Consider the following 13,902-nt stretch of genomic DNA (forward strand, 5'->3'; position numbering starts at 1 on the left):
TCAGGGCCCACTGGACGCGGCCGGCGGCGTGCAGGGTTCCGGGAGGTGCGGGGCAGGCGCCGGGGACATGTCGCCCCGGCACCGCTCGGCTGCTGGTGAGCAGGAGCCGGCTCGACCCGCCGGCAGACCGGCGATGCCGACCTGGTCCCCCGTGAAGGTCCCGGCCGGAGACCGCCGGCCGCCCGGAAGGCCGTCCGGTCGCCGTCCGGGCTCCGGACGGCGTGGTACATGTTTCCGTCCAGTCCGACGGCGACCAGGTGACTGTCCCCGTCGGGTATGCCGTGACGCCGACCGCCGAGGCCCCCCGTCGGACCGCCCGCAGGCCCGGTCCACGTCGCATGGCGCCGCCCGCGGGACGCGAACGGCGGCCTATGCCACCGGCGACGGTGAAGATCCGCGGTACGGGCGTTACGGGCGGCGCCCCGGGACAGACGGACGCGGGCGTGGTCGCGCGCTGCGCACCGCCCTCCCCGGAATCGCGCGGAACGAAAAGAACCTCGGGTAAGCCCTCGGTGTAAGTCCTCGGGGTAATCCCTCGGGAATGTGTTCGGGCCAACCGTGCACGAACGGTGAGCGTTTCCGGCCCGCCGTCATCATCTCCGGCCCCTTCCGGCCCTCCCGGACCGCCGCGGTGGGACGAAGATCCGGACCGCGCCATCGCGCGGCCGTCCGGGGGCATTGCCGGTGAATCGCCGCTGCTCGCTCTGCCACGGCACGCCCGCGGGGCGCCCCGCGGGCGCCCGCGGGGCTTTCGCCCCGGAGCCGATGAAGAAGGTTCCGGGGCTTTGAACCCTTGAGGCACCTGCAAATTCAGCGTCTTGACGTGAAACGACCCCGGGCACTAAAAACACACCGCGGAGCCGGCCGCAACAGTCAATCCCCTTTCCCCCCACACTTTCACGCGTACCGCAGGCCGCCTCATCGCTCACGGATCCGAAATCGATGTGTGCGGCGCCCTTCCTCGGCACACCGACGTCCGATGCCCCGGAAGGCCGCCCCGCGCGTGCTGCCCTCGGGGCGATCGAGGTCGGCCGCATTCGGTTCCGCTCGATCCGGGCGTCGGCTCCGCCCCGATGCGGTCGAGGGAAATCCCTCGCCCGGTGAACATTCCCTCTCCTCGTGAAGGCCGAGTGTCTCGGCAGTCCGCCGGAGGAAGGCAGATGGAGGCATACCGCGATGAGAAGCAGGAGTCACCTGGACCATGGACCGGGCGCCGGAAGGAGGACCCGCCTGTGCGCGGCGGCCGTGAGCGCGGGCCTGGCCGCCGGCGCCCTGGTCTGCGTCCCGGTGGGCGACGCGTCCGCCGTCGCCGGCATCAAGCAGACGGTGGCCGTACCCGCGTACTTCGACCCCGGTGACGGCGATCTGTGGGCACGGCTGTCGAGTCCGGCCCCCGGCGCGGGCCTGGCCGTCGCCAACCCGCAGTCCGGACCCGGCGACAGCAAGGACGGCGGCTACGCCGACGCCATCAGGACGGCCCACAACGCCGGGACGAAGGTGATCGGATACGTCGACTCCGGATACCTCGGTACCAAGGGCTGGACCGCGCCCGACGGCGGCACGTCCATCGACGACTGGGTCGAGGGCGCGGAGCGAAACGTCGACAAGTGGTACGGCTACTACGGCGCTTCCGGCCTGGACGGGATCTTCTTCGACGACGGCCCGACCGCGTGCGGCACCCAGGCCGTCGCCAACGCCTTCGTCGACGCGTACAAGAGGCTCCAGTCCTATGTGAAGGGGAAGAACGCCGACGCCGAGGTCGTCATCAACCCGGGTGCCTCACCCAAGGAGTGCTACACGCAGGCCGCCGACACACTGGTCACGTTCGAGGGCACCTACGACGACTACGTGAACGACTACGGCGACGGCCGTGAGTCCTGGGAGGCGTCGGCCGACCCGTCCAAGATCTGGCACCTGATCCACACCACGGGAAGCCGGTCGCAGATGAAGAACGCCATCGCCCTCTCGAAGCAACGCGACGCGGGCTACGTCTACGTCACCGACGACGACAACTCCCACCCCCCGGGCCACGCGTGGGGCAACCCGTGGGACACCCTCCCGTCGTACTGGTCCGCCGAGGTGAACACCGTCGGCTGACCGCGGGCGGTCGCGGCAGCCGCCCCCTCGGCCGGCGGGAGGCGCCACACCGACGGCGGGGGAGGGGGCGCACACGAGCAACCGGGGACCCACGAGGTACCCGAAGCCCGCCGCCGGACGGACGCGGCCCGGCCCCGATGCCGGCCCGCCGCCACCCGCTGCGGCCCCTCTCACCACCGGAGCGCTGTATGAGGTCCTCACCACCCCCACCTCGCCGGATCGTCCTGCCGGCACTGTCCGCACTCCTCCTCTTCGTACCGGCCCTGTGGCCGTCGGCGCAGCCCGCGTCGGCCGACACCGGATCCGTCTCACTGCTGTACGACCCCGGCCCCTCGCACGACTGCTATTCGCTGGTCGTGGAGCACCCGCCGGACAAGAACACGACACCCGATCCCGCGCGTACCAGCAGCGCCGGCTGCGGTGCCTTCGCCGCCACCGAGGAGTTCACCCGGAAGAGCCGCGAGCGCTTCACCTGGGACATCGGCACCTACGGATGGAACACCTCCGACTGGGGCACCTCACCCGGCTACTCGTTCGTCACCCGGACCGCCGCCAAGACGGTGACCATGCGGAACGACGCCGTACGGCCTCAAGGGCGCAGAAGTGGTGGGCGCCGGCCGGCGACCACCGATGACACCTGCCCATGTCAGCTGACCCGCCTGTGTTCCTCGGCCCCGGGTCTCCGGTGATCGCATGACCACTCGAACCGCGGGACGGAATCCCGGTATGCCAGGATCTGCTGCTGTGACGGACGACGACCCTCTCACCGGCCTGGACGATGTGCCCTGGGCCCAACTGCAGCACTCCTACGGCATGGCCGACGACGTCCCCGGGCACCTCCGGGCGATGCGGGCGGGGGTCTGGGAGGGCCGGTACCCGCCGATCGCACAGCTCGCGAACCGTATCGTGCACCAGGGCACGCGATCGCAGGCTGCGGTGCACACCGTTCCGTTCCTTGTGCGGATGGCACTCGACCCGGGACTGGCCGACAGGCACCGGTTCGTCGGTCTGCTGGCCGCCATCGCGATCGGGCTGGACAACAACTGTCTGCCGAACGGCTATGACCCCCGCGAAGACCGCGCCACCCTGGCGGATGTACGCGGCGAAGCCGACGACGCGGCTCGGTGGATCGACGAAGCGGCGGACGACGAGCAGCGCAAACAGCGCGAGGGCAGCTGCGCGCAAGTGCTCATCGACGCCGAAGCGGTGGTGCGTTCGTACGACGCCGTCCGCGAAGCACTTCCCGCACTCGCCGTCCTGCTGACCTCGGACAGCCCTGAACTGCGTTCCAGTACAGCGAACCTGCTCGCGTGGTTCCCCGAGTCCGCGGCGACGTCGGTTCCGCTCCTGAAGGCTTTCGTCGCCGATGAAGTCTCACCCGGCGCGGCGGCGACGGGAGTCGTCGCCCTCGGCCTGCTCGGCGAACCGGCTGCCGTCCCCTTCATCCGGCGCTACCTGGACAGCCCGGTCGTCGAGCTGCGCTGGGCCTCCGCCTTCGCGTTGACGCGATTCGGCATCGCCGACCCGGCCGTCGGCGACGTGCTCACGCAGGTCGTCGCCAGGCCGCCCGAGAAGACCGAGACCATGTCGTTCCTGAGCGGCTCGTACATGGGTCTCGCGGCGATGGCCCTGGCCGAAACACCCGGAGCCACGACGCTCCGGGCGGTCGATGCCATGCTGGCCGGCCTCGCCGATTGCAGGGGCGCCGAGGCGTTCGACGACAGGTACTACACGGCGCAGACACTGTTCAGGCTGGTCTTCCCGGACGTCCCCGCCGAACCGCCGCGGTCCTTCGGTGACCTGAGCGACGTTCAGCAGCGTGTCGTGCGCTTCGTCGCCGACCAGGACGAGGCCGGCCGGCCATCCGGTGGGATGGACGCCTTTCGTCGGTGGAAGGTGCCGACCAGGCACTCCGATCTGCGCGTCTTCGTCGGTGGTGCCCAGGCCGGCGCGAGTCCGGCCACGCGTCGGGCGCCGGCCTAGCGGACGTCTCACGCACCTCCCGTGACGACAACGCCGAGGAAGCCGGGCTGCCACCGGTACCGAGGGCGCCGCTAGCCTGTGGGTATGTCAGAGCGTGTCATACCCGGTCACACGGACGGCCTGATCACCCTGGCCGCCGCGGACGCTCTGTGGGCCGATCTGACGGCCGGCAGTGCTGTGCCGACGGCATCCGGGGCATTCACCCGCCCTCCTGCCCACGCCCGGGTGGGGTACGTCCTGCTCGGCGGCCGTGTGGTGGCGACGGTGAGGACGGGCGGCGGCCGGTGGAGCGTCTCGGAGGCTGACGTGCGCCGGGCGGCCGCGGAACTCAACGCGGTGGGGATGGACCGCGGGCACCTGGTCCGCATCGGTCCGTTTGGCGGGGCGCCGAGGCAGGAGCGTGACGAGGAGACGCCGCTGCGCTGGCGCCGGCGTGTCACGGCGGAACTGCGGGAGCCGGGCGGCCCCGAGCAGCCGGCACGACAGGAAGCCGGCCGGCCGCACCATCTGGCGGGGATCGACTGGCGACAGCTGCTCGTGGAGCAGACCCGTGACGGGACGCGACGCACCTGGTGGCTGCCGCGCGCCGTGGTCAGGTTGCTGGACGCGGCCGAGCACGCCGAAACACAGTGGCTGCAAGCCGCGCAGGCCCGCCGGGCAGGGGCGGCCGTCCCCGAGCCGCCCTCCCGCCCCCGGCAGGCCCGGGACACCGACGGACGGCGGCCGACGAGCCCCGAGGGCCCCACCGCCGCGCCGCGCCCGTACGGCAAGGAGCTGGAAGGCCAGCTGTACTCGGTGCTCAGCAGAAAGCCCGGTATCTCCCGCAAGGTGGCCGGGTGGGCGTGCGCCGTCTGCCGCACCGCGCCCGCCACTGTGCTCGACCACTGCCACGAACACGGCTACGTCCGCGCCCCCGTATGCCAGTCCTGCAACACACTCGAACGTCCCGACCACCTGTACAGCAACGACATCCGCGTGGCGAACCGCTACACACGCCTCTTCCACACCGACACCGACGCCTGGCTCCGGCACTGGCACCGCTGCCCCGGCTGCCGCGCACGCACCACCCTGCCCCTGCCGCACCTCGCCGCATGGACCGCCGACATAGCCTGCCGATCGCTGCGCCCGACCCACCGCGCCCCTCGCGGGCGCAGGCCCTGCGGGGTCCTGCGGGTGTCCTGGACGGGCAGTCAGAACGCGCCCCGTTCCTGTCTGCTCACTGTCGTCGTCGACTTCTGTCCCTCCGGCGAGCACCGTGTCCTGGCGCAAGTCCCCTACCGCCAAGCCGCCGAGCGGTTCGGTGCCTGGCTGGCCGAGACGGCCCCCGCCGTGGCCGCCGCGGCCGGCCCCGACCGCCTGGACGGCCTCCCGACGCGGTTCCGACCCGTCATCGCGGACACCAGCGGCCCGGACCTGGAACTGTTCTGAACGGGCGGCACCGGGACACCTGACACCCCGCCGTCACCTCGCCGCCGCCGGCGCTCTCGGCACGGCCACCAACACATCGACATGTACACGGCGAATCGCGTATCCGACCAGACCTCCCAGGCCCGGCGCCTACACCGGCCACGCGTGGTGGACCGGGCGCCGGACCGCGGCCGACCACTACGATCTTCGTGGCCGGGACGGCAGGCCGCCCTAAGAACCCCTAACGGAATGCTCTACGCGGACTTGAGAGCTAACTCAGGGGACGTGAACGAACGGTTGCTACTGTCCGGACGTGACTCTGACTGACCTCAACAACGGCTTTCGTGACGATGAGCAGCGGCGGCACGTCCAGAGGGTCATTCATGATCGCCTCGCAGACGACCGTGACCCGCAGGAATGCCGCTTCCTTATGCGGTTCTGGTGGCAGCTGGTCATGTCGTACCAAGAGGTGTCGATGGACGAGCTCAGCCGGAACGTCGGCACGCCGAAGCTGGACGTGATCGAGGCACTGATCGGCGCCATCAGGTCGTCCCATGCCGACATCGACGCCTGGATCACCACCACACAGCAAGTCTTCCCGGTGATCCAAGATCGAGGCTTCAGTGCTGCCCAGGACAACGAAAAGCCTGTTCCTGAACCTCGAATCGGCAAGTCAAGAGCCATCGGTTGATTGCCGACGCGTACGGCATCCCCGGCAGGCTGATCAACATCCGGTCGTCGGCCGCTGCCTGACGGCAGCGGTCAGCACGGGGCGGGCACCAGCTCCTGCGGAATCCGCATCGGAGTCCACAGGAGCTTGGAGCCGGGCGCGTGCTGGGCCCGGTCAGTACTCCAGCGTGAACCGTCCCGGGTGGAAATCGAGTGGGTCCTGCACAATCGGAGCGGGGATGCCCCGACCCTCAACCGTCCACCACAGGAGCGTCCCTGCGTTCTCAATGCCGACCTCGCCGTTACCGAGGTCCACGATCGCGAACTCCTGGTCGACGCGCCAGTCGTGGCAGGGGCCCTGCACGATCGGAGCACCGTCCAGCAAAGACCCGTCCTGGACCTCCAGACACTTGCCGGCGAAGGTCTTGATCCTGACGGTGCCGTTGCCGACATCCTCGAACGTGAAGCGCTGACTGTCCCAGTCGAGGCAACGGTACAGCTGGATCGGGGCACCGTCCTGCCGACTGCCGTCCTTGACCTCCACGCAACGGCCGAAGGCCTTGATCTTGAAGGAGTCCTGCGCAGCGGCGGGACTCGCGGTCACCGTGGGGAACACGGCTGCGGCAACGACAGCGGCCACGCAGCCCCCCAGACGTCGTCCAGCACGGCGAGTACGAGCAGAGCCCATGTTCAGTCCCTTCTTTCACCGACAGGTGACTACTGAGTGCATCGAATCGTAAGCGTAAGGTGAGTGAAAGTCAGTATTTTATGGACTAATTCGCTATATAGAGTGCCTATTGGGCCGTGCTCCGGGGCGCCATGTAACTGACGTGCTTGCACTATCGAAGCTGAGCGCCTGTTCAGACCACCGACGCGTAGCCCCTGCCGCTCGCGCCATACCAACCACAGCAGTTGCGTCCGGGGAACGGTCACCGTGACCGTTCCCCGAATGCTTACCTAAAGCTCTCATTCTGGGCTGATGGCTCTTGACCTGCCGATTCGACGTTCAGGAACAGGATCTAACGCGCCCGGAGCTTCTTCAGCCGTCGCCAGCAGAGGATGCTGCAAGCGATGCTGAGGAAGGCTTCGTGGATGTCATCGCGTATCTCCCAGCGGATGCGCAGGCGGCGGAACCAGTGCAGGTGGGCGAACGCTCGCTCGACAACCCAGCGTTGGGTGCCCAGGCCGGAGCCGTGCTCGGTGCCGCGGCGGGCGATCTGCGGCTTCACGCCGAGGCCCCAGAGCAGGCGGCGGTACTTGTCGTGGTCGTAGCCCCGGTCGGCCAGCACCACATCAGGGCGGCGCCGGGGCCGGCCGCGCTTGCCCCGCACCGGTGGTACGGCCTGGAGCAACGGGATCAGCTGAGTGACGTCGTTGCGATTGCCGCCGGTCAAAGTAGCGGCGAGTGGGATGCCGGTCGCGTCGGTGATCAGGTGGTGTTTGCTGCCCGCCCTGCCCCGGTCGACAGGGCTTCGTCCCGTCTTGGGGCCCCCTTTGACGCGCGGATGTGGGAGCCGTCGACAGCCGCACGGGAGAAGTCCAGGGCATTCGCGCCGCGGAGCTCGGCGAGGAGGACCTCGTGCAGCCGTGGCCACACCCCCGCCTCGGTCCATTCGGCCAGGCGCCGCCAGCAGGTCATGCCGGAGCCGAAGCCGAGTTCCTGCGGAAGGTGTTCCCAGGCGATCCCGGTGTTCAGCAAGAACAGGATCCCCTGGAACACCAGCCGGTCCGGATGCCGCTTGCGCCCTGGATGCCGAACCCGACGCTCCACCTTGGGCAACAACGGCTCGATCACCGCCCACAGCTCGTCATCGACATCCCACGGCTTCCGCCGAGCCACCCCACACCTCCGGATCATCGGTCCGGGGTGATCCAACCACCTTGAAGATCATTTCGTTAGGAGTTCTAAGTCGCGTCCAGGACGACCTTCGCACACTCCTCGTCGTCGGCCCGACGGACGACCAGGCCATCGCGGCCGGGGCGGAGGGCCATGAGGCCGACGTCGGCGAAGTGGACGCCGACGCGGGTCTCGGAATTGTTCGACCGGCCGGTCAGGACCACGAGAACGGGGGCACTCGGCAGGTGTCGCCCTGAGAGGGGCGGGGCGGTCGGATTCGAACCGACGTCCTCCGAGATGATGTCGCGGCGCACTACCTCTGTGCTACGACCCCGCCTTGCTGATGATCATAAACCGAAGATGTCCTCGGAAGGCAAGGCGCAGGAGGACCGAGGCTCATCGGTCGGGCTTGTGCGGGTCACGTGTCCCGGTTCCGGGAGACCCATGCTCAGGTGCTCGCCTGCGGGATGCTGCCGGGCATACGGGTGGGCCGGCCGCGTCGTACGTGGTGCCGCCCGCGCTGCGCCCGGGAGCCGGGCGGATCCGGCGGATCGCCGACGTGGGAGCGGTAGCGGGCGGTACGGTCTGATGCCGGGTCAAAAACGAATCGGTGGGGGTACGGGATGACGGGGATCGAGATCGCGGTCGGCTACATGTTCGCCTACATGGTCCGCAAGGCCAAGCGCGTCGGCCGACGGGCCGACCAGGAGGTCGACCGGGGCCTGGACGCGGGCATGGACCGGCTGCACGACCTGATCAGCGCCAAGCTCGGGAACGACCCCGCGCTTGAACGTGCCGCCCAGGAGGCCGAGGCCGGGCAGGACGGGCTCAGTGAGCGCACCGGGCGCCGCCTGACCGACTCCCTGGAGGACGCCGCCGAGCGCGACCCCGACTTCGCCCAGGCACTCACGGCCCTGGTCGAGCAACTGCAGGCAGCCCGGACGACAGCGGCGCCCGGCGATGTGTCCGCGTCCGGCGAGGGCGTGGCGGTCCGCGGCCGCGTGAACATCAAGGCGGAGGGCGGCTCGGCCGCCGCGCTGAAGATGGGCAGCGTGAACATCGGGGCCTCTCCCTCGGACCCTTCCCGGCCGAGCCCGGACCAGAGCTGACCGGGCCCGGGACAACCCTCGCGCCGGGGGACGCCGAGAACACGCGGATCACCGCGCGACAGCACTCGATCGCAGTTGGTCACGTCGAGCACTTCCACGCCGCGCCGATGCCAGAGGCACCGTGGCAGCGGGTGCGGATGGCCGACGTGCCGCCCCGGTGGGCCGCCGCACCCGACCCGGCCGACGACCCTGCCGGTCACACCCGGACACGGCAGCCCTCCGCCGAGGCCATGGCGTCGATCGCCCTGCCTCGGCGCAGGGTTCCGGCGGACCGCTTGCGGGGACGGGACGGACTGGTGGCCGAACTGACCGCCGCGGCGGCCGGACCCGGCGGGGACAGGGATCGGCCCGGGGTCTGGCTCCTGTCCGGCATGGGAGGGAGCGGGAAGACCACGATCGCCCTGGAGACCGCGCACCGACTGGCGGACGCGTCGACACGGGTGTGGTGGGTGTCAGGGGCGGACGACGGAGAACTGATCTCTGCTCTGCGGGCGGTGGCGTTCGCGGCCGGAGCCCGGTTGTCCGACTTCGGCAGGGCCCATCCGGCCGATGTGCTGTGGAACCGCCTCGACGCCCTCACCACACCGTGGCTGCTGGTCCTGGACAACGTCGACGATCCCGCCGTCCTGTCCAGCGGCGCCCCCACCGCCCGGGGTACCGGATGGCTGCGCGAACCGGCCCACCACTGGGGAATGGTGCTGGTCACCAGCCGTGAGTCACGGGAAGAGCGCTGGGGAACCTGGGTGCGCGGGGCGGATGTCGGGCTCTTGTCGAGCGAGGACGGCGCACGGATGCTCCTGGACGTGGCGCCGCAGGCGGGAACGGCCCAGGAGGCCCGGACACTGGCCGATCACCTCGGAGGGCTGCCGCTCGCCCTCGACCTCGCCGGCTCCTATCTGGCCCGCGCGCTCGAAAGCACCTGGCCGTCGCCTTCGGTACCGGATACCTTTCCCGCCTACCGCGCGAGCCTTGACGCACGACTGGCCGACATGGCCTCCGACCCGGACCGCGACCTCGAGCCCCATGAGCGGACCCGCCGCGCGCTGGTGAGCACTTGGGAACTCTCCCTCGACCATCTGCACGGGCAGGGCATCGGCCTGGCGCGCCCGCTGCTGCGGCTGCTGTGCGCATTCGGACCAGCACCTCTCCCTTACCTGGAACTCCTCGATCCGGAACTTCTCGCCCGCAGCGCACTCTTCGAGGACCCACGGCTCCCTCGACTCGAGGAGGCGCTGAACGGCCTGGCGGGCATGAGGCTCGTCACGATCGAGCGGACCCGCGAGGGCGAAGGTACGCGGGGCGCGGGCAGGCGGAGGCAGGTCACCATCCACCCGATGGTCCGGGCCGCCGGCCGGGCCCACCCCGATTTCACCGCGCGGGCGACGGACATGCTCGCTCTCGTCGCCGACCTCCTGCTCGGTGTCACCGGCCCGCTGCGGCTCGCCGATCCGGCGGACTGGCCGGTGTGGCGGGTGATCGCGCCGCACTGTGGCGCAGCCCGCGTCCTGTTTCTCTCCTGCGAGTCCCGGCTCGGCGAGGACATCGACCCGAGTCTGGTCGCGGCGGCCACCGAGCCCTCCGTCGGTGTCGCTCAGTACCACAACATCGTCGGAATGTACGGCGAGGCGATCGCCGAACTCGACGCCGTCTGCTCGCTCAGGGCACGGCTCCTGGGCGACACCCATCCAGCCACCATCGTCGCGCGGCTCCATCTGGCCTGGGCACTACGCGACAACGGAGATCTCACGGAGGCGGACCGGCTCTACCAGGAGGTGGCTCTGGCCGCATCGGAGGCACTGCCGCCCGGTCATCCCTGTCTGCTGTCGGTCAGGACCGGCCGGGGGCGCGTGCTGCGGGAACTGGGGCGCTACCAGGAGGCCGAGGAAGAGCTGCTCACCGCGCTCGACATGCGCCGGCGGGATGCGCGGGCCGCGCCTCTGGGCATTCTGCGCATCCGCCACGCCCTGGCCATGCTGGCCCACAGACGCGGCCGGTACGAGGAGGCCGTAGCGGAACTGACGGACGTCCGCCGGCAGATCCGGGCACTGGTCTCGGAGGGCCATCCGGACGTGCCGGCTGCCGAAGTCCACCTGGACGCCCTGGCCGTGGAGGTCAGTCTGGTCCGCGCCCTGAGGGACGCGGGGTACGCGGCACAAGCTGCGGCCACTGCCGAGAACGTGGTTCTGGAGTACGGGCGCGTGCTGGCGCCCGACCACCCGCACCTGCTTCTCGCCCGGCACGAACGCGCCCGGATTCTCCGGGACCAGGAGTCGGACTGCCGGCTCCTGGAGCGGGCCAGGGACGAGTTCACCGACATCTGGAAGACCAACGAGCGCCGCCTGGGAGCCGACCATCCGGACGTCATCGCCACCCGGCACGAACTCGGAACGGTCTGGCACCTCCTCGGGCGGCCCGATCTGGCCGCCGAACACTTCCGCGCGGCGCTCGAGGCAGGCCGGCGCCGGCTGGGGGAGGACCATCCCGACGTCCTGGTCAGCGCCCGTAACCTCGCCGACGTACTTTCCGGCCCGCGACCCCGGTCAGCAGAGGGAGAGACCGTGATGGACGACGAACACGACGATCGGAACCCGCCTCCGTCCGCCCCGGACCCGGCTTCGGTCACGCTGTCGTCAGCCTTGTCCACCGAGCACGACGACGTGGACCCGCCCGCGCACTCGGCTCGGTCCATGGATCGGTTCATCCATCCCCGTATGAGCCGGGGCGGCGTCAACCCGGGAGACGGCGGGTATTCACGAGCCCGCCCCGCCCCGAGCCCGGTGGTCCCGAAGCAGAACCCGCCGTCCCATACCTACCGCCCCGCTGCCGACCGTCCGCCCGAGCGGCCGTCCGGATCGGCCTTTCCGAGCACCACCGACCTGCGGGCCCTGGCAACCGGGCTGGAGCACCCCGACCTGGTCGAGCAGCTGCGGACCCGGCAACGCGGCACCCGGCTGCTCGCCCTCAGAGCCGTCCTGAGCCACGCTGACCTGCTCGGATCCGGTGAACCGGGCCGGCTGCCCCTTCCTCCTCAAGTACGGGCGGTTCTCCTGAGAGCGGACCGCGCCGACCCCGAGGCGGTCACCACGGTCCTGCTCCACCCGTCCGTCGGCCGCTGGCTCAGCAAGACGCTCCGCAACCGCGGCCCGGCTCCGGGCGGCTCGCCGGGCCCCCGGCCCACCGAGGACGATCTGCCCCATCTGCACGCCGTCGCGGCGGCCGCCGCCATCCGGGCGGGGGTGGACTTCACCCTCCCGGTCCCGGTCCGCGACGGGTTCGCCGTTCTGCCCGCGTTGGGCACCGCCGACCTGCGTCCCACCGACAGCGTCACGGCGCACATCACGGCCTCGGCGGGCCGGGCCGAGATCACGTGCGGTGGGACCACCGTCCGGCTGCCGCGGCCGGAGGGGTCGGTATCGTCCGGCTGGATCCCCGTGGAGAACGTCCACACCTCTGTCGGGTTCCGCTCCTTCGACCTCGTCCTCGACGACATGGACCCCTACCGGGAGACCGACGGCCCGGTGCCGCCGTCCCGCTTGAGCCCCCCGGAGAGCGACCGCTGGAAGCAGCTGACCGGTGAGGCCCAGAAGCTCCTGGCCGCCATCGGCACCCGGCGGGCGACAGCCATGGCCGTCGCGCTCACCACGCTGACGCCCCGCCCGGCCGAACCCGGCGGTGTGATGACCTCCATCTCGGGCAGCGACGCCTTCGGCGGCATTGTCCTCAGCAGTCCTCCGGACGCCGTGGAGCTCGCCGCGACCCTGGTCCACGAGTACCGGCACATGTTGCTGAACTCCGTCCTGGACGCCGTCGATCTCTTCGAAGAAGAAGAGGACGAGCAGAGGGACGGCGCGCTGTACTACGCCCCATGGCGGGACGACCCGCGCTCGCTGCACGGTCTGTTCCACGGTGTCTTCGCGTTCTTCGGCGTCGTCGACTTCTGGCGCGGCCTGGGCCGGCACACGGAGGGGGAAACCCTCCGGCGCAGCCAGTTCCAGTCGGCGTACTGGCGGCGACAGGCTTCGGACGCGCACACGACGCTGTTGAGGGTCCCCCGGCTCACCGCGAGCGGAACGCTGTTCGCGACGATGATGACTCAAGCCTCGAACGGCTGGACCGAAGCCGATCCGCTCCCCGAGAACGTGGCGGCACTCGCCGAGGAGGCAGTGCTGGCCCACCGCGTACGCTGGCGACTGCACCATCTGCGGCCAGATCCGGCCGCGGTGGCCGAACTGGCCGAGGCGTGGTTGTCCGGTGAGCCGCGGCCGCGGTCCTCGGAGCCCCGTGTCCCGGTCGCGGTGTGCCCGGACCCCGACGTCCCCTCCCTCAACGAGCACACGATGCTGCTGTGCCGAGCAGCCTGTGAGCCGGGGACGCAGCGGGAGCACCCTCTGCCCGCGGACCCTTGGGCCCGCCTCCTCGTCACGATACGCAGGCGTGCCGCCCACGAAGCGGACGAGGAGGCGGCGATGCGGTCGCTGAGCCACGGTCCCGAAGTGGTCCGGGCGGTTCACGACCGGGTCGCCGCCCTGACGAACACGGCTCCTGACCCTGCGGCGCTGGCCGCCTGGGCCGGCACCGGCGACGACAGGGATCACCGACTGCTGCCGGTGATGGACTTCGGCCGGCGCTCCGACCGGGAACGTTCGTCGGATCGGTAGTCGCGGTGGTCGGACGGGCGGTGACGTCCGTCCGACCGCTGGAGGTCCGGTGGCTGTCGGCGGTCACGCGATTCCCCACGACCTGCATGATCGGCGTCACGCGATTCCCCACCCGCGTGGTCACGATTCCCCACGACCACCC

Annotated in this window: 9 protein-coding genes; 7 read left to right on the forward strand and 2 right to left on the reverse strand. The window is 70.5% G+C overall.

The window, feature by feature from the left end:
* Positions 1–1,176 precede the first annotated feature (1,176 nt).
* The 5 genes from VT52_RS21510 (at position 1,177) to VT52_RS21530 (ending at position 6,178) form a co-directional block, all read left to right on the forward strand.
* On the forward strand, positions 1,177–2,097 hold the full coding sequence (locus VT52_RS21510) for a spherulation-specific family 4 protein (protein WP_079175178.1): 921 nt from the start codon (positions 1,177–1,179) through the stop codon (positions 2,095–2,097).
* A 188-nt stretch (positions 2,098–2,285) separates the two neighbouring features.
* Positions 2,286–2,786 carry a hypothetical protein gene (locus VT52_RS21515; protein ID WP_071387548.1) on the forward strand — a complete coding sequence of 167 codons (501 nt, stop codon included), beginning with the start codon at positions 2,286–2,288 and terminating at the stop codon, positions 2,784–2,786.
* Positions 2,787–2,910: 124 nt separating this feature from the next.
* Entirely contained in the window at positions 2,911–4,080 is a 1,170-nt protein-coding gene (locus tag VT52_RS21520; RefSeq protein WP_143070897.1) for a HEAT repeat domain-containing protein, read from the forward strand.
* Between the two features lie 84 nt (positions 4,081–4,164).
* Positions 4,165–5,508, forward strand: a complete 1,344-nt coding sequence (locus VT52_RS21525) for an endonuclease domain-containing protein (protein WP_071387550.1) — start codon at positions 4,165–4,167, stop codon at positions 5,506–5,508.
* Positions 5,509–5,800: 292 nt separating this feature from the next.
* Positions 5,801–6,178, forward strand: a complete 378-nt coding sequence (locus VT52_RS21530) for a hypothetical protein (RefSeq protein ID WP_071387551.1) — start codon at positions 5,801–5,803, stop codon at positions 6,176–6,178.
* A 153-nt stretch (positions 6,179–6,331) separates the two neighbouring features.
* Here the strand turns inward: VT52_RS21530 and VT52_RS21535 are convergent, their stop codons facing one another.
* Together VT52_RS21535 and VT52_RS35885 are read right to left on the reverse strand one after the other, a co-directional pair.
* Complete coding sequence (locus tag VT52_RS21535) at positions 6,332–6,796, reverse strand: RICIN domain-containing protein (protein WP_071387552.1); 465 nt, start codon at positions 6,794–6,796, stop codon at positions 6,332–6,334.
* A 379-nt stretch (positions 6,797–7,175) separates the two neighbouring features.
* Positions 7,176–8,014, reverse strand: a protein-coding gene (locus VT52_RS35885; RefSeq protein ID WP_240509845.1) for an IS5 family transposase whose coding sequence is annotated in 2 segments (ribosomal slippage) — positions 7,176–7,667 and positions 7,670–8,014 — 837 coding nt in all. Because the reading frame shifts where the segments join, the coding sequence is not laid out codon by codon here.
* A gap of 602 nt (positions 8,015–8,616) precedes the next feature.
* Between VT52_RS35885 and VT52_RS21555 the strand changes: the two genes are divergently transcribed.
* A complete protein-coding gene (locus VT52_RS21555; RefSeq protein WP_071387554.1) occupies positions 8,617–9,102 on the forward strand; it encodes a hypothetical protein in 486 nt (161 codons plus the stop codon).
* Positions 9,103–9,209: 107 nt separating this feature from the next.
* A complete protein-coding gene (locus VT52_RS21560) occupies positions 9,210–13,760 on the forward strand; it encodes an aKG-HExxH-type peptide beta-hydroxylase (protein ID WP_107481397.1) in 4,551 nt (1,516 codons plus the stop codon).
* The last annotated feature ends 142 nt before the right edge of the window (positions 13,761–13,902 follow it).

It is taken from the genome of Streptomyces malaysiense, from assembly GCF_000980885.2.
GTDB classification, from domain to species: Bacteria; Actinomycetota; Actinomycetes; order Streptomycetales; family Streptomycetaceae; genus Streptomyces; species Streptomyces malaysiense.